Source organism: Cnuibacter sp. UC19_7, from assembly GCF_042699995.1.
GTDB lineage: Bacteria > Actinomycetota > Actinomycetes > Actinomycetales > Microbacteriaceae > Cnuibacter.
Genome location: NZ_CP170560.1, coordinates 221846 through 245648, shown reverse-complemented (window position 1 = coordinate 245648; position 23803 = coordinate 221846). Strand labels below are relative to the sequence as shown.

Genomic DNA, 23803 nt, shown 5'->3' with positions numbered 1-23803 from the left:
TAGGAACCGCCTGGAGCCTCCCGACCGGTCGCGGTCACACGGCGTCACACATGCGCCCCTTCGCGGCCTGTGTTGAGCAGTGTGTCGCCCCGGCCGCGAGAGCCACGAGGTCGCCCTAGCGTCGGGCGTGACGAGGAGGAGCACCCGGACGGCCCGCTCCTCGAGGAGATCGAAGGACGACCGCACGGGCGGCCAGACGAAGGAGACGACATGACTGACGCGCGCGACGGGCACGTGATCCTCGGGATCAACGTGCTGACGCTGGGGTACCTCCCGGCGGCATGGCAGACCGACCTCCTGGCACCGCTCTCGCCGGTCGAGCCCGCCTACTGGCGGCGGATCGGCGAGCTGGCCGAGCGGGGCACTCTCGACGCGATCTTCCTGGCCGACGGCTCACAGCTCGGCGATCCGACCTATGACGGCAACGCGCCGCGCCTGGACCCGACGATCGCCTGGTCGTGGGTCGCGCAGTCGACCAGCCGGGTGGGCCTGGTCGCGACGGCGTCGACCACGTTCAACGATCCCTATGAGCTGGCGGAACGGCTCCTCAGCTTCGACCTCGTGTCCGGCGGCCGCGCGGCGTGGAACGTCGTCACCTCCCGCGACCAGGGTTCGGCGAACAACTTCGGGCTGACGGATGTGCTGGGCCGTGAGGAGCGCTACGACCGCGCCTCGGAGTTCGTCGACCTCGTGATCGACCTGTGGGACTCCGCCGCGTCGGGCCGTGACGTCTCCCATCACGGGCGCTTCTTCGACCTCGAGGGCCGGCTCAGCGTGCCGCCCTCGAAGCAGGGCCGGCCGGTGCTGTTCCAGGCCGGCGGATCGCCGCAGGGACGCGCGCTCGCCGGCCGCGTCGGCGAGGGTGTGTTCGCCGCGGAGCTGACGCTCGAGAGCGCCCTCGAGCACTACCGGGAGGTGAAGCAGAACGCGATCGACTTCGGCCGCTCGCCCGATGAGGTGAAGATCCTCCCCGGACTCCTGCTCACGCTCGGAAGCACCGAGGAGGAGGCGCGCCGACGCAGCGACGAGCTGCACGACCTCGGACCGGCGAGCTACTCCACGCAGTGGCTGTCGCAGGCGATCGGCTTCGACGTCTCCACCCTCCCGCTCGACGAGCGGTTCCCGAAGGAGCTGCTGGAGGGTCCGCTCGACACCACCGCGTTCCGCGGCAGCATCGGGTTCCGCCAGTCGATCTTCGAGCGCATCCGCCAGACCCAGCCGACCGTCCGCGAGTACCTGCGCGAGACCCGCTACTCGGGCTCGGGGCACGGCGGCTTCGTCGGCACGCCCGAGCAGCTCGTCGACCGGATCGAGCACTGGTTCCTGGCGGGCGCGGTCGACGGGTTCAACCTGCAGCCCGATCGGCTGATCGACGGGCTCGAGGTCATCTCCGACGAGGTCGTGCCGCTGCTGCGCGAGCGGGGGCTGTTCCGCTACGACTACGAGACCGAGACGCTGCGAGGGCACTTCGCCGCGTCGTCCGCCACGCCCGTCCTCCGCTGATGGTCGCTCTGACCGGCCTGGCGGGGCTGGGGATCGCGTTCAACCTGGGTCTCGCCGACCGCAGCGTCGCCGCCACCGCGGCCCTCTTCGACGACGTGATCGACACCATCCGCTACGCCGAGCGGGCGGGCATCGACAGCGTCTGGATCGGACAGCACCACTTCGACGTCACGCCCGGTCCGATCCCGTCGCCCCTGGTGCTGCTCGCCGCGGTGGCCAGGGAGACCAGCAGGATCGCCCTCGGGACGGGCATCGTGACGCTCCCCCTCGAGGATCCGATCCGTTTGGCCGAGGACGCGGGGGTGCTCGACGTGCTGTCGGGCGGCCGCGTGCACCTCGGAGTCGGCACCGGCGGCGCGAACCTCCCCGGGTTCGCGGCCTTCGGCCTCGACTCCGATCGGAGGCACGCGCTCTACGACGAACGGATCGCGCGGCTCGACACGGCCCTCCGCGGCGAGCCCCTCGCGGCTGTCGGATCCCCCAGGATCCAGCCCCATGTCCCCGGCCTGTCGCGTCGCGTCTGGGAAGGCGTCACCAGCGACGAGCGGGCCCGCACCGCCGCGCGCAGGGACCACGGCATCCAGCTCGGCGCGTTCTTCGATCCCGCCGGCAGCGGTCAGCATCCGAAGTCGGCGGCCTACGTCGAGGAGCTCCGCCGGGTGCATCCAGCGAGCGAGCCTCGAGTCGGGGCGTTCCGCTTCCTCTACGTCGGCGACAGCCGCGACGACGTCGCCGCCAGGCTGCGTCCGACGCTCGCCGCACGGCTGGGCTTCCTCGGCGAGCGCGCGGCGCAGAGCGGCGACCCGAGCCTCGCCGGCGTCACGCCGCGGGAGTACCTGGAGCGTGTGGCGCTCTTCGGGTCCCCTGACGATGTCGTCGACGACGCCCGCCGCGATCCCGTGCTGCGCGACCATGCCACGCACCTGGTCGCCAACTCGTCGTACCACGACACCTTCGACGCAGCCCATGCGCGCTCCACCATCGACGCCCTCGTCACCACGATCGCCCCCGCGCTCGGCTGGTCCCCCGCCGCGCCTGCCCTGGTCTGAGCGAGCCCGCTCCCTCCTCGCCCGCTCCCGACCCCGCAGTCCTCCCTCATCGAACGGCGAGAACACGCCCCTCCGCAACGCGCGGGAGGGCGTCTTCTCGCCGTTCGACGCAGGTCTGGGCGGGATGCGCGCTCAGCGGGGCGGGAGGATCGCCGCGAGCAGGTCGCGCGTCACAGGGGAACGGTCGGCCGAGAACAGCTCGTGGGCATCGAAGACGTCGACCAGCCTGCCCTGCTCGAGCACGCCGATCCGGTCGCAGACGAACTCGATGATCGCCAGGTTGTGCCCGATGAAGAGGTACGTCAGATCGAGCCGGTCGCGGAGGTCGAGGAGGAGATCGATGATGGTGGCCTGCGTCGAGACGTCGAGAGCCGAGGTCGGCTCGTCCAGGATCAGCAGTTCGGGCTCGAGCGCGAGCGCTCTGGCGATCCCGATGCGCTGACGCTGACCGCCCGACAGCTCGTGCGGATACCGTGCGAGGTGCTCGTCGCCGAGCCCGACGAGCTCGGCCACGTCTTTCGTCCTGGCTCGGGCGTCGGCAGCGCTCGCGGCCTTGCCGAACCGCAGCAGCGGGCGGATGATCTGCTCGCCCACGCGGATCCGCGGGTTGAGCGACGCCGTGGCGTCCTGGAAGACGTACTGGATGCGCGGACGCTGCGCCCGGAGCGCCCGTCCCGCCAGCCGCGTGATGTCGACGTCGTGCACCGCGATCGTCCCCTCGCTGGCGGCGACGAGCCCGCCCGCGAGCCGTCCGAACGTCGACTTGCCCGACCCCGACTCCCCGATCAGCCCGAACACCTCGCCGCGGCGGATCTCGAGCGAGACGTCGTCGACCGCGCGGAAGCTCCTGCGCGGCCGGCCTGTGCCGAGGCCGCCGACGACGAATTCCTTGCCGACCGCGTCGGCCCGCAGCGTGACCGTCTCGGCCCGGTGCCCCGCGGTCTCCGGCAGGGCGGGCGGGAGCACGGCCGGCTCCCCCTGAGCCGCGCTCCGCCGCAGCCGCCGGGGCAGGCCCTCCGCCTCGAGCGCGAAGCGCGCTCCGATCGCGGGCACGGCGTCGATGAGCCTCCGCGTGTACTCGTCCTGCGGGCGGTCGAGGACGTCGTCCCGCGGTCCTTGCTCGACGATGCGACCGTCCTTCATGACGGCGACCCGGTCGGCGAGGTAGGAGACCACACCGAAGTCGTGCGTGATGATCAGCAGCGACGCCCCGCTCTCGGCGACGACGTTCCTCAGCAGATCGAGGATCTGCTTCTGCACCACCGCGTCGAGGGCCGTCGTCGGCTCATCGGCGATGAGCAGATCGGGCCCGGAGAGCATGGCGATCGCGATCATCACGCGCTGCCGCATCCCACCGCTCAGCTCGTGCGGGTACGACGCCAGCACGCGCTCCGGATCGCGGATGCCCACTCGCTCGAGCCACTCGCGCGCCACGGCCTCCTGCTCGCGACGCCCGGCATCCGGTCGGTGCAGGTGCACCACCTCGCGGACCTGATTGCCCACACGGAAGGACGGATCGAGCGACGACAGCGGGTTCTGGAACACCATCCCCGCACGCCGACCGCGGAACGACCGAAGGCGCGCCTCGCTCAGTCCGGCGACCTCGTCGCCCGCCAGCCGGATCGACCCGCCCGCGACGACCGCGTCGTCGGGCAGCAGGCCGAGGATCGATGAGGCGGTGATGCTCTTGCCCGAACCCGACTCCCCCACCAGCGCGAACGTCTCACCCGGCAGGATGCGGAGGGACACCCCGTCCACCACCCGGCGGGCGTCCTGCCCGGCCCCGAACTCGACCACCAGGTCGCTGATCTCCAGCGCGGGCCTTCCCGGACCCGGGCCGTCCACGACGGGCAGGTCCTCGACGATGACATCGGTCACGAGCGCGACCTCCTCTTGTGCGGATCGAACAGGTCGTTGAGCCCGTCTCCGAGCCAGTTGAAGGCCAGCGCCACGACGAGCACGGCGAGGCCGGGGAGCAGGGCCGGCACGACGTTGCCGGAGATGATCACCTTCGCGCCCTCGGAGATCATCCGGCCCCAGTCGGCGGCGGGCGGCTGGACGCCGATCCCCAGCGCGCTCAGGCTCGACGAGAACACGACCATGCCGCCGACGAGGCCGGTGGCGTACACCACGATCTGGCCGGCCACGTTGGGGAGCACCTCGCGGAACAGGATCGACCAGAAGCCCGCGCCGAGCGAGACGGCGGCCTCGACATACTCCCGCCCACGGTGCCGCTTCACCTCCGCGAAGATCACGCGGGTGACGTACGGTGTCGCGAGGAAGGCGATGGCCAGCACGACCACGCCGATGCCCGGGCCGAGGATGATCGCGAAGGCGAGCGCGGCGATGATGACGGGGAAGGCGAACATGACGTCGATCGTGCGCATGATGATCCCGGCCACGCGATCGCCGGAGAACCCCGCGATCAGGGCGAGGACGCTGCCCGCGAAGGTCGAGGCCGCCACCGCCAGGATCGCGACCAGGAGAGAGGTGCGGCCGCCCCAGATCAGACGCGACAGGATGTCGCGGCCCTGCTCGTCGGTGCCGAGCGGATGACCGGGGGCCCCGAGCGGGAGGTACTTCAGGGCGGCGTCGCCGTTCTCCGGGTCGTACGGCGCCAGCAGAGGCGCGAGGAGGGCGACGAGGACCAGCACGGCGATGATCGCGAGCGCGACCACGACCTGCGCGTTGAGGCGACCCCGGTTCCGGCGCCCGCGTCGTCGGCGGGCGGGCCCGCGGAGCGAGGTCAGCGCGTCGCCGGTCGAGGTGGGAAGGACTGCCATCAGAGCCTCCTGAGGCGCGGGTTGAGAGCGTCGACGGCGACGTCGGTGACGAGGTTGACGACGAGGTAGCAGAGCGCGATGAGCACGACCCCGCCCTGGATGAGGGGATAGTCCTTGCCGTTGACGGCGTTGAGCAGCTGCGTGCCGATCCCCGGCCAGTTGAAGACGCTCTCCACGAAGATGACCCCCGTGATCAGCGTCCCGATCTCGAGTCCGATGATGTTCACGACCGGCGGGAGGATGTTGCGGCCGATGTGCTTGCCGTACAGGCGCCAGCGTCCCGCACCCTGCGAGGCGAAGGTGCGCACGTAATCGGAGTGGGCCTCCTGCACGATGCCGACCCTGGTGAAGCGGGCGAGCACCAGCATCGAGATGAGTCCCGCGGAGATCGCGGGCAGCACGAGGTGCAGCAGCAGATCGGAGAACCCGCCGCCGTTCCTTGACTGCATCCCGCTCACCGGCAGCCACTTCAGCTGGAGCGCGAACACCCAGATCAGGATGAGCCCGAACCAGTAGACCGACAGGTTGCTGCCCACCTGCACCACGAGCATCGAGATCCGGTCCAGGGCGCCGCGGTGGTTGATCCCCGCGACCACCCCGATCACGATCCCGGCCACCGCGCAGACCACCACGGCGGCGGCGGCGAGCACGAGTGTGTTGAGGAAGTTGGGCCAGAGGATCCCGAACACCGGGGCGTTCTGCACGATCGACTGACCGCCGCCCGCCGTGAACAGGTCGACGATCCACTTCAGGTACTGCTGCCACAGGGGCAGATCGAGGCCGTAGGCCTGCCTGAGGGCCTCGATCTGCTCCGGGCTGAGGGTACGCGCGTACTGTCCCTGGATGGGATCCCCCGGGGTGAGCCTGCCGATGAGGAAGGTCAGCACCGAGACGACGAGGAGCACCGGCAGCATGTTCAGCAGCCGCCAGGAGACGTGCTTGAGCGTACCCATGGGCGTCAGTCCGCCAGCCAGACCTTGGTGAGGTCGTACCAGTTGGTCGACGGCCAGACGAAGCCGCGGACGTTGGGCCCGACCGCGTAGTACTTAGTCAGGTTCACCGTCGGGATGACCACGGCGTCGTTCCGGAGCGTCTCCTCCGCCTGCTTCCAGAGGTCGATCCGCGCATTCGCGTCATCGGTGTACAGCGCCGCGTCGAGGGCCGACGTGATGTCGGGGAACTGCGCCTTGTCGAGACCCTTCCCGGTGAGCCCGTTGAAGCCCTGGTAGAGCCACTCGGCGTAGGTGCCGCCGTACTCGTCGAGGCTGAGGCCGTCGTTCGGCTCCGGGTTGTACGCGCGGGCGATGTAGCTCGTGCGGTCCAGGCTCACGATGTCGACGTCCACGCCGATCTCCTTGTACTGCGACTGCAGCCACTCGGCCGTGTTCTGGTTGGCCACGTCGACGACGATGGTGAAACCGAGGTCGCCGGATCCGTAGCCCGCCTCCTTCAGCAGCTCGATCGCCTTGTCGGGGTCGTACTCGAAGTCACGCACATCGGAGTCGAACGCCTCGTTCCCCGGGGGCTCGAACGAGTACTGCGGCTGCGCGTAGCCGTTGTACAGCTCGTCGGAGAGCTTCTGCCGGTCCAGCCCGTAGATGAGCGCCTGCCGTACCCGCTCATCCGCGAAGGCGGGGTTCTTGAAGTTGTACGAGATGTAGAGCAGGGACGATCCGGTGCCGTCCGGGACCTGGAAGCCCTGGCTCTCCAGGGTCTGCACGTCCTCCGGCTGCACGTAGCTGATGAGGTCGACCTCGCCGCTGATCAGCGCGGCCAGCCTGGTCTGGTTGTTCGGGATGATCCGGAACGTCAGCGAGTCCAGGTACGGCTCGTCGCCCCAGTAGTCCGGGTTCTTCGTCAGCACGATGCGGTCGCCGACCGTGCGCGACTCGAACCGGTACGGTCCGGTGCCGTCCGGATGGTCGGCGAACCCGTCGTTGCCGTACTGCTCCCACACCGCCGGGTTGCCGATGGTGAGGGTCGCCATCGACTGGGCGAGGATGCGCGGGAAGCCGAGGAACGGCTGCGAGAAGGAGAACTGGTACGTGTGGTCGTCGACCACGGTGCCGGCCGTGAGCGTGGAGAACCAGACGGAGAGCGACTTCGCGCTCTTCTCGTCGTAGAACTCGTACGTCGGGTCGCTGATGCGCCGGACGTTCTTGTCGAGGGCCTCCGCGTCGAACGGGCTGCCGTCGCCGAACGTCACACCCTCGCGGAGGGTGAAGGTCCAGGTGCGTCCCCCGTCGGGTGTGGTCCAGTCGGTGGCGAGCGACGGCTGGATCTCCGTCGGGTTCGTCGCTCCGCTGGTGTCCTCCTTGGTCAGGCCCTCGAACATGTTGCGGCTGACCCGGTAGGTCTCCCAGTAGCCCTGGCGATGCGGGTCGAGGGCGAGCGGCTCGAGGTAGAGGCCCACCACGAGGTCGCCGCCGTACTGGGGGTCGCCGTCGGCGGCCGCGCCGTCCGTTCCCGATGCAGGAGCGGAGCAGCCCGCGAGGGCCACCACCGCCGCGAGCGCCGCGGAGAGCGCCCACCACCTCTTTCGTCTCATCTGCCGTTCCCTTCGTGTGATGGCTGTCTCTTCGGTGCGGGGTCTGTGCCCCGCCGCCACGCTAGGTCGCCGCGTCGGACGTGTCGCCTCGGGCGGGTAACAATCGACCGGATGCGTAAAGTGCGGTGCGGGGTGCGGGTTCTGTTACGCCCGCTGACGTGCGGGATGCGATCCGCACGCCGTTCGTGCTGGGGCTAGCTCGCGACCCTCTGCTCGGCGCGCAGCGAGAACAGGGCCGGTGCCCTGCGCCCCTCCACGAGGTCCGCCAGCAGACGTCCGATGACGGGCGTGAACTTGAAGCCGTGCCCGGAGAAGCCCGCGCCGACCACGAGCGGGCCGATCCGGTCGACGACGAAGTTGGAGTCGGGCGTGGTCGTGTAGGTGCAGCCGTCCTCGACGAAGACATCGGGATCGGCACCGGGGAGCCATTCGCGCACGTAGCGCTGCAGGGCGACGCGCTGCCGGGGGTCGGGTCGCGGGTTGAGCGAGTCGGGATCGACCACACGACCGGCGGCATTCCATCCGGTCTTCACCCCGCCGCCCTCCGGACCGCCGTAGACCACGCCACGCCAGCCGCGGTAACGCCGATTGCCGTCCTCCGGCCAGTGGTTGAACCCCGGCCAGTTCGCCGTGCCGACGGCGTCGAAGAGCATCGGCTGCTCGCGCGTGACGACGAGGCTCGGCAGCGACACGAGCCGCCCCACCAGCCGACTCGTCCACGCTCCCGTGGCGACCACCACGCTCGACGCCTCGAAGCTCTCGACGGGCCCCGTGACCTCGTCGTCGCCATCGACCGACACGACCTCGACGACGGCGCGATCGTCGCCCAGCACCCGGATGCGCTGCGCCTTCGAATGGTGTCGGATCACCGCGCCGTGCCGCGCGGCACTGGTCTGGAGGGCCCGGAGCGCGGACGTGGCCAGGAGGCGGCCCGCCTCCGGGATGTGCAGCACCTCGCGATCGAACCGCATCCCGGGCCAGCGCTCGCCGGCCTCCTCCGGTGCGAGCCGTTCCACCGCGAAGCCGAACCTCGGCAGCCGCTCCGCGGCGCCCTCGAGGTCGGGGAACGCACCGTGGTGCACGATCCCGTTCTGCTCGAGGAGGGTCAGTCCGCTCTCCGCCTCCAGCTCGCGCCAGAGCGGCACGGCCTCTCGGAGCATCCCGAGGTAGGTCTGGTCGACGTACCCCGGGTTGAAGTTGCGGCTCTCGCCGTGCGATGCCCGGCGAGAGCTGTCGGGCGCGAAGCGCTCGACCAGCAGCACGTCATGCCCGCGCCCGGCGAGATGCCAGGCCGCGGCCGATCCCATCGCGCCGCCGCCCACCACGACGACGTCGACCCGTGTTGCCATGCCTCGACGGTAGAGAGAGCGGGACGTGACCCGCTCGGGGGACGACACAGTGCGTAAGACTCCGGCCGGTTGGCCGTCGACTCAGTCGACCCGGGGTCGTGCCTCCGGATGCGCGTGCGCGGATCCGCTGAGGAGGGACCACACGTAGACGAGGTTCGCGAGGGCGTGCAGCACGACTCCGACGCCCACGACGCTGAGCGCGGTCAGCCGCAGGGCCTGGCTCTCGGGCCAGAACGCCTCGACGAGCAGCACGAACGGCAGTCCCACCATGAGCAGCGCGGTCCGGATGCGCCCGATCCAGCGGACCGGTACGATCCCGGGCTTCCTGATCAGGATGACGACCCCGAGCAGGAGGTCGGTGACGAGGATGACGAGCGCCATCCACAGCGGCACCAGACCCGCGACGACGAGGGTGGCGCAGACGGTGAACTGGCTGATGCGATCCGCGACGGGATCGAGCTTCTTCCCCAGGTCGGAGACCTGATCGAAACGTCGAGCCACCTGGCCGTCGACCCAGTCGGTTCCGCCGAGGACGACGGCGACCACCAGCGCCCAGAACGGCGAGTCGACCACGAGGAGGAGCACCACGAACAGGGGCGTGAGGAGGATCAGCCTCGCCACCGTGATGACGTTCGGCACCGTGACGATCCGCGCGGCGGGGTCGTCGGTGCGCACCATGGGGTCAGCCTAGCCGCGCCCGTCGGCGGGACCGATGGTCGACAGGGGGGTGTGCGGTGTCCGTCCCGCTCGCTACTGTGGCTGCACGCGCCATGCCGGCGCGGCGGACACCACACGAAGGAGACGTCAGATGGCCGGTCTCGAGGCCGAGGGATTCCTCGCCGACGCACGGGAGTACGCGAACCTCGCCAGCTTCGACATCCAGAAGCTCGTGGAGGACTCGATCGAGCGCCAGGCGCTCCACAACCTGCAGAACGCCGTCGACGCGCTCATCCAGGCCGTCGACGCCCTGACCGACGAGGTCGACTGACCCACGCGGGGTGGTCCCGGCGGAGAGCCGCGGTCAGCGGGCGCCGGGATCGTGTGGCGGTCAGCGGGCGCCGGGCTCGTCGAAGTAGGACAGACCGGTGGAGTTGCGCTCTCGAGCGGCGCGGGCGCGCTCCTCGCGAGCCTGCGCGATGCGCTCCTGGCGCGCCTTGAGCTCCTCAGGGTCGACCTCGACGCGCGAGACCTTCATGCCGCCCTTCGTGGCCGGCGACGCGTCCTTCGGCTTCGTCGCGGACGACCGCGCCGATCCTCCTGCCGCCCTGGTCGACGGAGCGCGCACGGTTGCGGGTGCAGGCGCCTGCCCGCTCCCGTCGCACCGGAAGCCCTGCTTGTCCTCGTGCTGGACGAGCATTCCTGAGACGATCCCGACGGCTACGGCCTTGCCGCAGATCACACACTTCGATGAAGCCACAGCGGCCCCGACCTCCTCCACGTGACGACGTACGCTCCAGTGTCGCACGCGCGCGGAGGTGGTCGGTCTGTGCTATGACTCGCCGAATCCGCTCTCGATGAGGTCGGCGAGGGCGTCGACCGCGTCCCGTCCGGCCGGGTCGTCGGTCGCGAGGACGACCTCCGTGCCCCGCGTGAGACCCATCGACATGATGCCGAGGAGGCTCTTCGCGTCGGTGCCGTTGACGGTGACCTTCACGGGGAGGGTCGTGGCGAGCTTCACGAACTCGGCGGCCGGACGGGCGTGCAGCCCGTCGCGGTTGACGATGGTCACCGTCCGCCGGTACCCGTCCGGCTCGGCGTCTGCGGACGGGGCGTCGGAGGCGACATCCGTCGGACCGTCACCACCGTCGTCGTCGTGATCCCACGCCGTGCGGGCCGCGGCGACCACCGCATCCAGAGCGGCGCCCGACTCCGCCTCGACCGCAGCGGCGACCGCACCCTCGACGAGGGGGGCGCGCACGATGCGCACGGAGGCTCGCACCTCGTCGTCGAGGAAGTCGAGGGCGGTCTCGGCGGTGAGGTACGCCGAACCGAGGTCGCAGAGCACCACGACGCCGGCGCCCGACTCCGCCTCGGCCAGGGCCGCGCTCACGCGATCGAAGCTCGTGCCGATCCCGCCGTCATCGGTGCCCCCGGCCGGCACGAGCGTCGTCGACGGCGCCATCTGCGCCGCCAGCGCGGCGAGACCCTCGGCGATCGCCGAGCTGTGCGAGACGAGGACGATGCCGACGCGCCCGGTCATTCAGTTGCCCCGAGCCGAGTCGGCGGCGGCACGGAGGATGAGCGCCGTCGACTGCGCGCCCGGGTCCCGGTGACCGACGGCACGCTCGCCGAGGTAGCTCGCGCGGCCCTTCCGGGCGACGAGCGGCTCGGTCGCCGCCGCGCCCTCGGCCGCGGCGGTCGCCGCGGCGTCGAGGATCTCGGCCTCGCCCTTGCCCTCTTCGAGCGCGGCCGCAGCGGCGTCGACCGCCGGAGTCCACGCGTCGATCATGGTCTTGTCGCCCACCTCGGCCTTGCCACGGAGCACGATGCCGTCGCGCGCGGCGGTGAGGAGGGCCACGACCGCGGCGCCGTCGAGCTCGTTCGCCTGACCGACCGCGCCCGATGCCTTGAGGTACGCGGTGCCGAAGAGCGGCCCGGATGCGCCGCCGACGGTGGAGATCAGGGTCGTCGCGACGAGCTTCAGGGCATCACCCGGAGCCGCCTCCGGAGACAGGCCGTCGAGCTTGGCCAGCACGGCGGTGAAGCCCCGGTCGAGGTTCTCGCCGTGGTCGCCGTCGCCGATCTCGCGGTCGAGCGTGATGAGCTCGACCCGGTGCTCGCCGATGACCTCCGCGGTCCGCCGGATCCAGTCCGTCGTCCAGGTGATGCCCAGGCTCATGCTCCTACCTCCCCCACCGCAGCGCGGCGGTCTGAACGGGTGCGTCGTACAGCTCGATCATCTCGTCGTCGAGCCGGAGCACGCTGATCGACATGCCCTGCATCTCGAGCGACGTGGTGAAGTTGCCGACGAGGGTCCGGAGCACGGTGATGCCCTTCTCCTCGAGCACCTGGCCCACCCGACGCAGCGCGATGTAGAGCTCGATGAGCGGGGTGCCGCCCATGCCGTTGACGAGGACCGCGACGCGGTCGCCCGAGGCGAAGGGGAGGTCGGAGAGGATCGGGTCGAGCATCCGATCGACGATCGCGTCGGCGGGCTCGAGCTTGATCCGCTCACGGCCGGGCTCACCGTGCAGTCCGATGCCGATCTCGATCTCGTCCTCGGGGAGGTCGAAGCTCGGCACGCCCGCGTGCGGGACGATGCACGCCGTGAGCGCGACGCCCATCGTGCGGACGTTGGCGTTGACGCGCTGGGCGAGCTCGACGACGGCGTCGAGGTCGGCGCCCTGCTCGGCCGCGGCGCCGACGATCTTCTCGACGAACACGGTCCCGGCCACGCCTCGACGGCCGGCGGTGTAGGTGGAGTCCTGCACGGCGACGTCGTCGTCGATGATGACGGACTTGACGGTGATGCCCTCGGCCTCGGCCAGCTCGGCGGCGGTCTCGAAGTTGAGGACGTCGCCGGTGTAGTTCTTGACGATGTGGAGCACTCCCGCTCCCCCGTCGACGGCCTTCGTCGCCTCGACGATCGGGTCGGGCGTGGGCGAGGTGAAGACGGCGCCGGGCACGGCCGCGCTGAGCATGCCGTAGCCGACGAAGCCACCGTGCAGCGGCTCGTGGCCGCTGCCGCCGCCGCTCACGATGCCGACCTTCCCCTGCACGGGGGCGTCGGCACGCACGATGAAGTCGGGATCGCGGTGCACCCGCAGGAGGTCGCCGTGCGCGAGCTCCAGGCCGTCGAGAGACTCGGCGACGACGTTCTTCGGATCGTTGATGAGCTTCTTCATTGAAAGTCCCCTTCGACCGGGCGTGCGCCCATGACGGAAGCCCGGGACGGGTCATCCGGGATCAATCTACGCTGTCGGCTCAGCGTCGCGGAAGAGCCGTTGTGCGGGCCTGTCCGGACAACTTCTCGCGGCCCGGACCGGCCCCCCGAAACGCTCCTTTATCGCTTCAGTCTGAGAAGTCTCTGGGTCTATGCTCGCCTCATCGCCCGTCACGGCGTGATCGCAACGTGTGGTCGAACTGTGTGAAGGAAGGTCATCGTGGACAATCTCGGAATCGACTTCTTGTCGGAGTTGGTGGGCACGGCGATGCTCGTGCTCCTCGGCTGTGGTGTGGTGGCGAACGTCGCCCTGATCCGCACCAAGGGCTTCAACGGCGGTTTCCTCATGGTGAACGTCGCCTGGGGTCTCGCGGTCTTCGCCGGCGTCATCGTCTCCTACGCCTCCGGCGCCCACCTCAACCCCGCAGTGACGCTGGGCCTGGTGGCGAACGGCGCCAAGACGTTCGGATCGGCGGCCACGCAGGTCGACGTCACCTTCCTCTCCGTCATCGCCTACATCGGCGCCCAGATGATCGGCGCGATCATCGGCGCCGTGCTCGTCTGGCTGGCCTACAAGCAGCACTTCGACGAGGAGCCCGAGCCGGCCAACAAGCTCGGCGTCTTCTCGACCGGCCCGGCCATCCGCTCGTACGGCTGGAACCTCGTCACCGAGATCATCGGCACCTTCGTGCTGGTCTTCGTGGTCATCGGCTTCGGCGGCGGACGCCAGGGCGACGGCGGCCTCGCCGCGCTCGGCGCGCTCCCCGTGGCGCTGCTGGTGATCGGGATCGGTGCCTCGCTCGGTGGCCCCACCGGCTACGCGATCAACCCCGCCCGCGACCTCGGCCCCCGTCTGGCCCACGCGATCCTGCCCATCAAGGGCAAGGGCTCGTCCGACTGGTCCTACTCCTGGGTGCCGGTGGTCGGCCCCATCATCGGCGGCGTCCTCGCCGGGCTCGCCGCGATCCCGCTGCTGCCCATCCTCACCTGACCCCACCCCCACCCCCACGGGCTTTGTCCACTTTTCCGTCGTGATCTCGGCGATCCATGACGGAAAAGTGGACAAAGCCGCTTAACGGGGTCCACTCGGGCTGCTGGGCGCGCTCACGCGCGGGTGGCGGCCACCCACTCGGCGAGCTTCGCCGACGCGGCGCCCGAGTCGATCGCCTGCGCGGCGACCGCCATCTTCTCGCCGATGCGGTCGACCATCGTCCGGTCCACCTGCTCCGGATCCGCTGCCAGCTCGAAGGCGACGAGTCCGGCGGCCGCGTTGAGCAGCACCATGTCGCGCACGGGACCGGTCTCGCCGTCGAGCGTCGCGTGCACCACGGCGGCGTTGTGCTCGCTGTCGCCGCCCTTGAGGTCGTCGATCCGTGCGATCGGGATGCCGAGGTCGCGCGGGTTCAGGTCGTGCTCCTTGACCGAACCGCGGGAGACCTCCCAGATGTGGCTGTGGCCCGTCGTCGTGAGCTCATCCAGCCCGTCGTCGCCCCGGAACACCAGCGCGGTCGCCCCGCGCGTCTGGAACACCCCGACGATGAGCGGGACGCGGTCGAGGTGGGCCACTCCCACGGCCGACGCCTCCGTGCGCGCCGGGTTGCACAGCGGCCCGAGGAAGTTGAAGACGGTGGGGACGCCGAGGTCGCCCCGCACCGCGCCGGCGTTCTTGAAGCCGGGGTGGAACTTGGAGGCGAAGGCGAACGAGATGCCCGTCTCGACGAGCACTGACGCGACCCGCTCCGGCTCAAGGTCGAGGTCGACCCCGAGGGCGCGCAGCACATCCGACGATCCGGACTTCGAGCTGGCGGCGCGGTTGCCGTGCTTGAAGACGGGCACGCCCGACGCCGCGGCCACGATCGACGCCATCGTCGACACGTTGACCGTGCCGAACCGGTCGCCCCCGGTGCCCACGATGTCGAGGGCCATCGGGTCGACCGAGATGGGCAGCGCGTGGTCGAGGATCGCGTCGCGGAAGCCCACGATCTCGTCGACCGTCTCCCCCTTCGCGCGGAGCGCCACGAGGAACCCGGCGAGCTGCGCGTCGGTCACGTCGCCCTCCATCACGGCGTTCATCGCCCACGTCGCCTCGGAGATGGAGAGGTCCTCTCCGGCGAGCAGTCGAGCGATGGTCTCAGGCCAGGTGAAGGAGTGCGCCATGCAGCGATCCTATTGGGGACTCCCAGACACGCCGGAAGGTCCGCCGGATACTGACCTCGGGTACGCCGATTGCGAAAACCAGCTGTGAATATCGGACATAATGGATCTGTGACGAGCAGCTCTATGACCAGAACTCCGGGAGTTCCGCTGGTGCAGCGGCCCAACACCGTGGCGGTCGGAACGATCGTGTGGTTGGGCAGCGAGGTCATGTTCTTCGCCGGCCTGTTCGCCATCTACTTCACCCTGCGGTCGACGAACCCCGACGCGTGGGGCCAGATGGCCGACACGCTCAACGTGCCGTTCGCCCTCGTGAACACGATCATCCTCGTGATCAGCTCGTTCTGGTGCCAGTTCGCCGTGTTCGCCGCCGAGCGCGGCCAGGTGAAGCGCACCAGCTGGAAGCCCTGGAACTGGGGCCTCACCGAGTGGCTGTTCCTCACCTACGTCTTCGGCGCGATCTTCGTCTGCGGCCAGGTGCTCGAGTACGCCACGCTGGTCAGCGAGGGCGTCACCATCGACGGAAACGCCTACGGCTCGGCCTTCTACCTCACCACCGGGTTCCACGCCCTGCACGTCACGGGCGGTCTGCTCGCGATGCTCCTCATGCTCGGCAGCGTGTTCGCGGTGAAGAACTTCGGCCACAAGGAGGCCACCCGCATCATCGTCGTGTCGTACTACTGGCACTTCGTCGACGTGGTGTGGATCGGCCTCTTCCTGGTCATCTACGTCTTGAAATAGCGCGTCGGCTCGACCCCAGCGCGCACCCGAACGCAGTCCAGAGAGAGTAGAGAGAATGGCTCGCACGAGCAGGAAAGCCGGCAGACGCCACCCCCTGGCGACGGTGCTGCTGATCGCGATCGGACTCGTCGCCACCGGAGGCGGGTACGCGCTGTTCAGCAGCACGTCCAGCGCCTCGGCCGACACGAGCGCGGCGAGCCAGGAGACGGTCGACGAGGGCCAGAAGCTCTTCGCCGCGAACTGCGCCACCTGCCACGGCCTCTCCCTCGAGGGCACCGCCAACGGGCCCGCCCTCCTCGGCGTCGGCTCGGCCGCCGTCGACTTCCAGGTGGGCACCGGCCGCATGCCGATGGCCATGCAGGGCCCGCAGGCCATGGAGAAGCCCGTCCAGTTCACCGACGACCAGGTCGCGGCCCTCGCCGCGTACGTCGCCTCGCTCTCCCCCGGCCCGTCGATCCCCGACGAGAGCCTCCTGCAGGCCGACGGCGACGCCACCCACGGTGGCGAGCTGTTCCGCATCAACTGCGCCATGTGCCACAACGTCGCCGGCGCCGGCGGTGCGCTCACGGAGGGCAAGTTCGCCCCCGAGCTCACCGGTGTGCTCCCGTCGCACATCTACGAGGCCATGCTCACCGGCCCGCAGAACATGCCCGTCTTCAACGACAACAACATCTCGCCCGAAGACAAGCGCGACATCATCACCTACCTGAAGTACATCCAGAACAACCCCTCGCCCGGTGGCTTCGAGCTCGGGAACCTGGGCCCGGTCGCCGAGGGTCTGTTCATCTGGATCTTCGGTCTGGCCGCCGTCATCGGCATCATGGTCTGGCTCACGGCGAAGTCCAACTGAGACCCGCATCCGTGAACAACCACACAGCAATCTTCGAAGGGGTAGGCAATGGCACATGACGAGCTGAGCGAAGTGGATTCCACTTCGGGATCGTCTGCCGTCGACACGAGGGACCGCGCGTCCGCAGGCACCGCCGTCGCGGGCTCCGACTTCCAGAACCCGGGCGAGCCGCCGCACCGCCTCCGCGTCACCGACACCGATCCGAAGGCCAACAAGCGCGCACAGCGCCAGGTCTACACGATGTTCTACCTGTCGATCGCAGGCAGCATCTTCGCGATCGCGGCGTACATGGCGTTCCCGATCGAGGACGGCAGCACCGAAGCGCTCCGCCTCAACACGCTGTTCATCGGCCTCGGCTCCGCGCTGGCGCTGTTCGGCATCGGCCTCGCCGCCGTCCACTGGGGCAAGGCCCTGATGGCCGACAAGGAGGGCATCGACATCCGCCACCCCGTCCAGGGTTCGGCGGAGACGCGTGAGCGCGCGGTCGAGATCTTCAAGGAGGCTGACGAGGAATCGGGCTTCGGCCGCCGCACCCTCATCCGCAACAGCCTCATCGGTGCGCTGCTCGCGTTCCCGCTGCCCGGCATCGTCCTCTTCCGCGGTCTCGCTCCGCAGAACGAGAATCCGGTCGAGCTGCTCAGCCACACCATGTGGAAGAAGGGCACCCGCCTCACCCTCGACCCCACCGGCGCGCCGGTGAAGGCGTCGGATGTGACCATCGGCTCGGTGTTCCACATCATCCCCGAGGGCCTCAACGAGGAGCACGACCGTCTCGAGCAGAAGGCCAAGGCCGCCGTCCTGCTCATGCGTCTGAACCCCGCCGACCTCAACATCAGCCCCGGACGCGAGAACTGGTCCTACCAGGGAATCGTGGCCTACTCGAAGATCTGCACGCACGTCGGCTGCCCCGTGGCGCTGTACGAGCAGCAGACGCACCACCTCCTCTGCCCGTGCCACCAGTCCACGTTCGATGTGAAGAACGAGGCCGCGGTCATCTTCGGGCCCGCGAAGCGTCCGCTTCCCCAGCTGCCGATCGAGGTCGACGCTGACGGGTACCTGGTGGCGTCGAGCGATTTCCACGAGCCCGTCGGACCTAGCTTCTGGGAGCGTTCATGACCAGCACCATCGAGAGGCCCTCGAGCACGGGCGACGCGCCTGCCGCGCCCGGTTCGTCGGTCCGTCCTCCCGCTAGACCCGGCGGATTCGTCGGCGCCGCGGCCAACTACCTCGACGAGCGCACCACCATCTCGGCGGTCGTCAAGGAGTTCGGGCGCAAGATCTTCCCCGACCACTGGTCGTTCATGCTCGGTGAAGTGGCGCTCTACAGCTTCGTCGTCATCGTGCTCTCGGGGACGTTCCTGACGTTCTTCTTCCAGGCCTCCATGGCCGAGGTCGTCTACAACGGCGCCTTCGTGCCCCTCAAGGGCATGGAGATGTCCGCCGCCATGGACTCGGCGCTCCACATCTCGTTCGAGGTGCGCGGCGGTCTGCTGGTGCGTCAGATCCACCACTGGGCGGCGCTGCTGTTCATCGCGGCCATCGGCCTCCACATGCTGCGCGTGTTCTTCACGGGCGCGTTCCGCAAGCCGCGCGAGCTCAACTGGATGATCGGCTTCGTGCTGTTCGTCCTGGCGATGGCCGAGGGCTTCACCGGCTACTCGCTCCCCGACGACCTGCTCTCGGGCAACGGCCTCCGCATCATCGACGGCCTGATCAAGGGCCTGCCGTTCGTCGGCACCTGGATCTCGTTCCTCCTCTTCGGCGGCGAGTTCCCGGGCACCGCGATCGTCGGCCGCCTGTACACACTGCACATCCTGCTGCTCCCGGCCATCCTGGTCGCGATGCTCGCGTTGCACCTCGTGTTCGTCGTCGTGCACAAGCACACGCAGTACGCCGGCCCGGGCAAGACCGAGAAGAACGTGATCGGCTACCCGATCCTCCCCGTGTACGCGGCGAAGGCCGGCGGCTTCTTCTTCCTGGTCTTCGGCGTCATCGTGCTCATCGCGTCGCTGTTCACGATCAACCCGATCTGGAACTACGGCCCGTACGACCCATCCCCCGTGTCGGCGGGTACCCAGCCCGACTGGTACATCGGCTTCGCCGACGGTGCGCTGCGACTGATCCCGCCGGGCCTCGAGTTCGTGTGGCTCGACCACACCTGGTCGTTCAACATCATCATCCCGGTGATCGCGCTCGTCCTGCTGCTCGCCCTCGTCGCGATCTACCCCTTCGTCGAGGGCTGGGTCGCCGGCGACAAGCGCGAGCACCACATCCTCGACCGTCCGCGCAACGCTCCCACCCGCACCGCCATCGGCGCGGCCGGCGTGACGTTCTACGCGGCGCTCTGGGGTGCGGCGTCCTCCGACCTCATCGCCACGCACTTCCAGCTGTCGATCGAGGGCGTCATCCACGTCTGCCAGGCATGGGCGGTGCTCGGCCCGTTCGTCGCGTACTTCATCACGAAGCGCGTCTGCCTCGCCCTGCAGAAGAAGGACCGCGAGATCGTGCTGCACGGCTTCGAGTCGGGCCGCATCGTCCGCCTCCCCGGCGGCGAGTACATCGAGGTGCACGAGCAGCTCGACGACTACGAGCGCTGGCGCCTCACCGATTACGAGGTCTACCAGCCGCTCATGGTCCGCCCGAACGCGCAGGGCAAGATCGCGGGCGCCCAGCGCCTCCGGGCCGGCATGTCCCGCTGGTTCTTCGAGGACCGCATCGCGCCCGTCACGAGCAAGGAGCTCGAGTCGGGCCACGGCGACTCCCACTAGGGTCCCGCCCGCCCACCGGCTCAGAGGGGCCCCGCAGCGCTGCTGCGGGGCCCCTCTCCCGTTGTGTCGCCCCACCCGGGCCCGAATACCCCCAGAAGCCGCGGCTGCTTCCCCCGTGCAACCGCTCTCTCCGGGTGTACTTGGCCCGCGCGGCGCACGTGGCGGCACCGCGTAGCCCGAGCACCCCCAGAAACCGCGACTCCCCGCCCCGTGCAACCGCTCTTTCCGGGTGTACTCGGCCCCGCGCGGCAGGCGTGGCGGCACCGCGTAGCCCGAGCACCCCCAGAAGCCGCGGCTGCTGCCCGCGTGCAACCGCTCTTCCCGGGTGCACTCGCGAGGGGGCTGAGCCAACTCCGGAGATTCACCCTCCCCCGCGCCAACTCCGGCGCACACCCGGTGTGTCCCGCCGAGTCTCCGGAGTTACCCCAGAGCACACGGCGGCCACCCATTTCGAAACACCTCGCGGCAGGCACCAGCACCGAGAACAGCCTCGACAGCAACCATCCACAGAGAACGCTCACGTCTCCGGGATGCACGGATTCCGAGCACCCCCAAGAACCGCGGCACCCCATCCGCTGCAACCGCTCTTCCCGGGTGCACTCGCGAGGGGGGCTGAGCCAACTCCGGAGATTCACCCTCCCCCGAGCCAACTCCGGTCCCAACCCCGCGTGTCCCAGCAAATCTCCGGAGTTGCCCCACCAGACGAAGCGACCACCCATACCGAACCACCTCTCGGCCAGGCACCAGCGCCGCGAACAGCCTCGACAGCAACCACCCGCAGAGGCAGGCCACGGCCCATCAGAAGGGCACGTCCAACTCCCCTGTCATCGCCCTTATTCAGGAGCAGGACGCGCATCCGCCCCTACTCAGGACGGATCACCCTGAGAAGCGACGTACGTCCTGAAAACGGCACGCGACGACCGCACGCGCACACGCGCACACAACGCAAAGGACCCCCACGCGAAGCGTGAGGGCCCTGAGGCGCGAGCGCGGAAGCTCAGCGGGCGAAGTACCCGCGGTAGTACTCGAAGGTCCAGCCGACGATCGCGACGATCAGCACGACCACACCGATGAAGGCGATCCACACGCCGACCGCAAGGCCGAGCACGAGCATCGCGCAGGAGAACCCGAGCACGAGCGGCCACCAGCTCCAGGGGCTGAAGAAGCCGACCTCGGGGTCGCCGTCGTCGATGTTGGCGTCGAGACGGTCCTCCGGCAGCTCGGTGCCCTGCGAACGGTGCACCAGGCGCAGGTAGAACGCGAGGAACGCGGAGAGGATGCCGGTCAGGAAGATCGCGACCGTGCCGACCCACTCGACCGCGTTCGTCTCGAGGAGCGACCAGCCGGTGTAGACCGATCCCGCCAGGATCATGAAGACCGTGAGGATCCAGAAGAGGTTGGTGTTGACGCGCATGGCGCTACTTCACCTCGCCTTTCGCGATGTCGTAGGTCGGGGCGTCGGGGGCGTCCTTCGCCGGGCCCACGCCGACCGGGATGCCGGCCTCGGGGTGGTTGAGGTCGAACGCCGGCGACTCCGAACGGATGCGCGGGATCGACGTGAAGTTGTGCCGCGGCGGCGGGCAGGACGTCGCCCACTCGAGCGAGCGGCCGTAGCCCCACGGGTCGTTCACGGTGACCTTCGGTGCACGGCGTGCGGTGATGTACACGTTCAGGAAGAACGGGATCAGCGACACAGCGAGGATGAACGCGCCGATGGTCGAGAGCTGGTTCATCCAGGTGAACCCGTCCTCCGGCTGGTACGTCGCGTAACGACGCGGCATGCCGATGACGCCCAGCCAGTGCTGGATGAGGAACGTCGTGTGGAAGCCGATGAACAGCAGCCAGAAGTGCCAGTGGCCCAGGCGCTCGTTGAGCATCTTGCCGGTCCACTTCGGCCACCAGAAGTAGAAGCCCGAGAACATCGCGAACACGACCGTCCCGAACACCACGTAGTGGAAGTGCGCCACGACGAAGTAGGTGTCGGAGACATGGAAGTCGAGCGGCGGCGACGCCAGGATCACACCGGTGAGACCACCGAACGTGAACGTGATGAGGAAGCCGATCGCCCAGATCATGGGTGTCTCGAACGTCACCGACCCGCGCCACATGGTGCCGATCCAGTTGAAGATCTTCACACCCGTCGGCACCGCGATGAGCATCGTCATGAGCGCGAACCACGGCAGCAGCACCGAGCCGGTCACGTACATGTGGTGAGCCCACACGGTGACGGAGAGCGCCGCGATCGAGATGGTCGCGTAGATGAGGGTCTTGTACCCGAAGATCGGCTTGCGGCTGAAGACCGGGAACACCTCGGAGACGATGCCGAAGAACGGCAGCGCGATGATGTACACCTCGGGATGGCCGAAGAACCAGAACAGATGCTGCCAGAGGAGCACACCGCCGTTCGCCGCATCGTAGATGTGCGCGCCGAAGACGCGGTCGGCGCCCAGCGCGAAGAGCGCGGCGGCCAGCACGGGGAACGCCATGAGCACGAGGATCGACGTCACCAGGATGTTCCAGGTGAAGATCGGCATGCGGAACATGGTCATGCCGGGGGCACGCATCGTGATGATCGTGGTGATGAAGTTCACCGCGCCGAGGATCGTGCCGAAGCCGCTGAGGCCCAGGCCGAACACCCAGAGGTTTCCTCCATCGCCCGGTGTGAACGTCGTCGACGACAGAGGCGCGTAGGCGAACCATCCGAACGACGCGGCACCCTGCGGGGTGAGGAATCCGGCGACCGCGATCAGCGATCCGAACGAGAAGAACCAGAAGGCCAGCGCGTTCAGTCGCGGGAACGCGACGTCGGGTGCGCCGATCTGCAGCGGCATGATCACGTTGGCGAAGCCCGCGAACAGCGGGGTCGCGAACATCAGCAGCATGATCGTGCCGTGCATCGTGAAGAGCTGGTTGTACTGGTCCTTCGTGGCCACCAGCTCGAGGCCCGGCTCGAACAGCTGGGCGCGGATGACCAGGGCCATCACACCGCCGAGGCAGAAGAACAGGAACGAGGTGATCAGGTACAGGTACCCGATGGTCTTGTGGTCGGTGGTGGTGATCCACCGCACCACGACGCCGCCCTTGCGTTCGCGGCCCGGGCGGGCGCTGACGCCCGCCGGAGATACGGCTACTGTCGCAGTCACTGCTGCCGCTCCTATCCTGCGTTCGAGACCGCAGCGGCCTCGGGGGTCTCTTCCTTCGCCGGCGTACCGATCCCGGGGAGGTTGTCGTTGCGGTTGTACTCCGGCCCGAGGATCCCGGACTGGCCGGCGTCCTTCAGCGACTGGATGTAGTCGTCGTACTCCTGCTGCGAGACGACCTTCACGTTGAAGAGCATCATCGAGTGGTACTCGCCGCAGAGCTCGGCGCACTTGCCGGCGAAGGTGCCCTCACGCTCGGGGGTGACGTACATGTAGTTCGTCTTGCCCGGCAGCATGTCCTTCTTGTAGAGGAAGTCGATCACCCAGAAGGAGTGGATGACGTCGCGCGAGTCGAGCTGGATCTCGATCTTCTTGCCCACGGGCAGGTACAGGGTCGGGATCTCGGACTCGACGAGCGATCCGTTCGCGTCGTCGGGATTCGGCTGGCCCTGGATGCCGGGCGAGTAGGCGTCCTGGCTGATGTAGTTGAAGTCCCACGCCCACTGCTTGCCGTAGACCTGGATGACCTCATCCGGGTTGTCGTACTTCGCCTCGATGGCGCTCTGGTCCTGCGCGGTGAAGGCGAAGAAGCCGAGCACCAGGATGAGCGGCACGATCGTGTAGAAGATCTCGATCGGCATGTTGTAGCGGAGCTGCGTCGGGAGGCCGGTCTGGCCCTTGCGACGCCGGTAGACCACGATCGCCCAGATGGTGAGGCCCCACGTGACGACACCCACGACGAGCAGGACGATCCACGAGGTCACCCAGAGGCCGATGACGCGGTCGACGTTGTTCGTCGTCCCCGGCTCAGTCGGCAGCCATCCCTGCATCTGCTCCTGCGTACATCCGGCAAGGATGAACGCCATGACCGCTGCAACCGGGATCGCAGCCCATCTGAGACGTCGTTTCGAGCGCACCAGTGACCTTTCGGGAAGCTACACCAGAAGTGTATGTGACCTCCGACAAGCCTACTGGTTCGTCGAAGGGGTCGCAGTCACGGCCACGCGGGTGCTACAGTCCGCGATCGCCGCCGAC

General features: G+C 68.9%; 22 protein-coding genes. 8 read left to right on the top strand and 14 right to left on the bottom strand.

What is annotated here, in order from left to right; genetic code table 11:
• Positions 1 to 210 precede the first annotated feature (210 nt).
• Together ACFJGV_RS01195 and ACFJGV_RS01190 are read left to right on the top strand one after the other, a co-directional pair.
• Positions 211 to 1503, top strand: coding sequence for an LLM class flavin-dependent oxidoreductase (locus tag ACFJGV_RS01195; protein WP_378146201.1), 1293 nt, complete (start codon positions 211 to 213; stop codon positions 1501 to 1503).
• Entirely contained in the window at positions 1503 to 2552 is a 1050-nt protein-coding gene (locus tag ACFJGV_RS01190) for an LLM class flavin-dependent oxidoreductase (RefSeq protein ID WP_378146199.1), read from the top strand. Before ACFJGV_RS01195 ends, ACFJGV_RS01190 begins: the two co-directional genes overlap by 1 nt.
• A gap of 132 nt (positions 2553 to 2684) precedes the next feature.
• On the opposite strand, the gene ACFJGV_RS01185 is transcribed toward ACFJGV_RS01190, so the two are convergent.
• From ACFJGV_RS01185 to ACFJGV_RS01160, 6 genes are all read right to left on the bottom strand, one after another.
• Positions 2685 to 4430 (bottom strand): dipeptide ABC transporter ATP-binding protein, encoded by a 1746-nt coding sequence (locus ACFJGV_RS01185; protein ID WP_378146197.1) that lies wholly within the window; start codon positions 4428 to 4430, stop codon positions 2685 to 2687.
• Positions 4427 to 5335 (bottom strand): ABC transporter permease, encoded by a 909-nt coding sequence (locus ACFJGV_RS01180; protein WP_378146195.1) that lies wholly within the window; start codon positions 5333 to 5335, stop codon positions 4427 to 4429. Before ACFJGV_RS01180 ends, ACFJGV_RS01185 begins: the two co-directional genes overlap by 4 nt.
• Entirely contained in the window at positions 5335 to 6288 is a 954-nt protein-coding gene (locus ACFJGV_RS01175; protein WP_378146193.1) for an ABC transporter permease, read from the bottom strand. The genes ACFJGV_RS01180 and ACFJGV_RS01175 overlap by 1 nt, the downstream gene beginning before the upstream one ends.
• 5 nt (positions 6289 to 6293) lie before the next feature.
• Positions 6294 to 7883, bottom strand: a complete 1590-nt coding sequence (locus ACFJGV_RS01170; protein ID WP_378146191.1) for an ABC transporter substrate-binding protein — start codon at positions 7881 to 7883, stop codon at positions 6294 to 6296.
• 194 nt (positions 7884 to 8077) lie between these two features.
• Complete coding sequence (locus tag ACFJGV_RS01165; protein ID WP_378146190.1) at positions 8078 to 9232, bottom strand: FAD-dependent oxidoreductase; 1155 nt, start codon at positions 9230 to 9232, stop codon at positions 8078 to 8080.
• An 81-nt stretch (positions 9233 to 9313) separates the two neighbouring features.
• Positions 9314 to 9910 carry a CDP-alcohol phosphatidyltransferase family protein gene (locus ACFJGV_RS01160; protein WP_378146188.1) on the bottom strand — a complete coding sequence of 199 codons (597 nt, stop codon included), beginning with the start codon at positions 9908 to 9910 and terminating at the stop codon, positions 9314 to 9316.
• Between the two features lie 130 nt (positions 9911 to 10040).
• Here ACFJGV_RS01160 and ACFJGV_RS01155 point away from each other — a divergent pair, with 130 nt between their 5' ends.
• Positions 10041 to 10220 carry a hypothetical protein gene (locus tag ACFJGV_RS01155; protein WP_378146187.1) on the top strand — a complete coding sequence of 60 codons (180 nt, stop codon included), beginning with the start codon at positions 10041 to 10043 and terminating at the stop codon, positions 10218 to 10220.
• Between the two features lie 60 nt (positions 10221 to 10280).
• Here ACFJGV_RS01155 and ACFJGV_RS01150 read toward each other — a convergent pair whose 3' ends face one another.
• The 4 genes from ACFJGV_RS01150 to dhaK form a co-directional block, all read right to left on the bottom strand.
• Positions 10281 to 10589: a hypothetical protein gene (locus ACFJGV_RS01150; protein WP_378146186.1), complete on the bottom strand. Its 309-nt coding sequence runs from the start codon at positions 10587 to 10589 to the stop codon at positions 10281 to 10283.
• A 132-nt stretch (positions 10590 to 10721) separates the two neighbouring features.
• The gene (dhaM, locus tag ACFJGV_RS01145; protein ID WP_378146184.1) at positions 10722 to 11432 is read right to left on the bottom strand and encodes a dihydroxyacetone kinase phosphoryl donor subunit DhaM; all 711 of its coding nucleotides are present in this window, start codon (positions 11430 to 11432) and stop codon (positions 10722 to 10724) included.
• Positions 11433 to 12071: a dihydroxyacetone kinase subunit DhaL gene (dhaL, locus tag ACFJGV_RS01140; RefSeq protein ID WP_378146182.1), complete on the bottom strand. Its 639-nt coding sequence runs from the start codon at positions 12069 to 12071 to the stop codon at positions 11433 to 11435.
• A gap of 4 nt (positions 12072 to 12075) precedes the next feature.
• Entirely contained in the window at positions 12076 to 13077 is a 1002-nt protein-coding gene (dhaK, locus tag ACFJGV_RS01135; protein WP_378146181.1) for a dihydroxyacetone kinase subunit DhaK, read from the bottom strand.
• A 306-nt stretch (positions 13078 to 13383) separates the two neighbouring features.
• Here dhaK and ACFJGV_RS01130 point away from each other — a divergent pair, with 306 nt between their 5' ends.
• Positions 13384 to 14106, top strand: coding sequence for an MIP/aquaporin family protein (locus ACFJGV_RS01130; protein ID WP_378148603.1), 723 nt, complete (start codon positions 13384 to 13386; stop codon positions 14104 to 14106).
• Positions 14107 to 14219: 113 nt separating this feature from the next.
• Here the strand turns inward: ACFJGV_RS01130 and trpD are convergent, their stop codons facing one another.
• Positions 14220 to 15272, bottom strand: a complete 1053-nt coding sequence (trpD, locus tag ACFJGV_RS01125; protein WP_378146180.1) for an anthranilate phosphoribosyltransferase — start codon at positions 15270 to 15272, stop codon at positions 14220 to 14222.
• A gap of 123 nt (positions 15273 to 15395) precedes the next feature.
• Here trpD and ACFJGV_RS01120 point away from each other — a divergent pair, with 123 nt between their 5' ends.
• Genes ACFJGV_RS01120 through ACFJGV_RS01105 form a run of 4 tightly spaced genes read left to right on the top strand, consistent with a single transcriptional unit; the run spans position 15396 to position 19628 of the window.
• Positions 15396 to 16010, top strand: coding sequence for a heme-copper oxidase subunit III (locus tag ACFJGV_RS01120; protein ID WP_378146179.1), 615 nt, complete (start codon positions 15396 to 15398; stop codon positions 16008 to 16010).
• Positions 16011 to 16065: 55 nt separating this feature from the next.
• On the top strand, positions 16066 to 16860 hold the full coding sequence (locus tag ACFJGV_RS01115) for a c-type cytochrome (protein ID WP_378146177.1): 795 nt from the start codon (positions 16066 to 16068) through the stop codon (positions 16858 to 16860).
• Positions 16861 to 16908: 48 nt separating this feature from the next.
• On the top strand, positions 16909 to 17976 hold the full coding sequence (locus tag ACFJGV_RS01110) for a Rieske 2Fe-2S domain-containing protein (RefSeq protein WP_378146176.1): 1068 nt from the start codon (positions 16909 to 16911) through the stop codon (positions 17974 to 17976).
• Positions 17973 to 19628 (top strand): cytochrome bc complex cytochrome b subunit, encoded by a 1656-nt coding sequence (locus ACFJGV_RS01105; protein WP_378146174.1) that lies wholly within the window; start codon positions 17973 to 17975, stop codon positions 19626 to 19628. Before ACFJGV_RS01110 ends, ACFJGV_RS01105 begins: the two co-directional genes overlap by 4 nt.
• A 997-nt stretch (positions 19629 to 20625) precedes the next feature.
• Here the strand turns inward: ACFJGV_RS01105 and ACFJGV_RS01100 are convergent.
• The 3 genes from ACFJGV_RS01100 to coxB are packed head-to-tail and all read right to left on the bottom strand — an operon-like array spanning position 20626 to position 23634.
• On the bottom strand, positions 20626 to 21042 hold the full coding sequence (locus ACFJGV_RS01100; RefSeq protein ID WP_378146173.1) for a cytochrome c oxidase subunit 4: 417 nt from the start codon (positions 21040 to 21042) through the stop codon (positions 20626 to 20628).
• 4 nt (positions 21043 to 21046) lie between these two features.
• Entirely contained in the window at positions 21047 to 22771 is a 1725-nt protein-coding gene (ctaD, locus tag ACFJGV_RS01095) for a cytochrome c oxidase subunit I (RefSeq protein WP_085019300.1), read from the bottom strand.
• A gap of 11 nt (positions 22772 to 22782) precedes the next feature.
• Complete coding sequence (gene coxB, locus ACFJGV_RS01090) at positions 22783 to 23634, bottom strand: cytochrome c oxidase subunit II (protein ID WP_378146171.1); 852 nt, start codon at positions 23632 to 23634, stop codon at positions 22783 to 22785.
• Positions 23635 to 23803 lie beyond the last annotated feature (169 nt).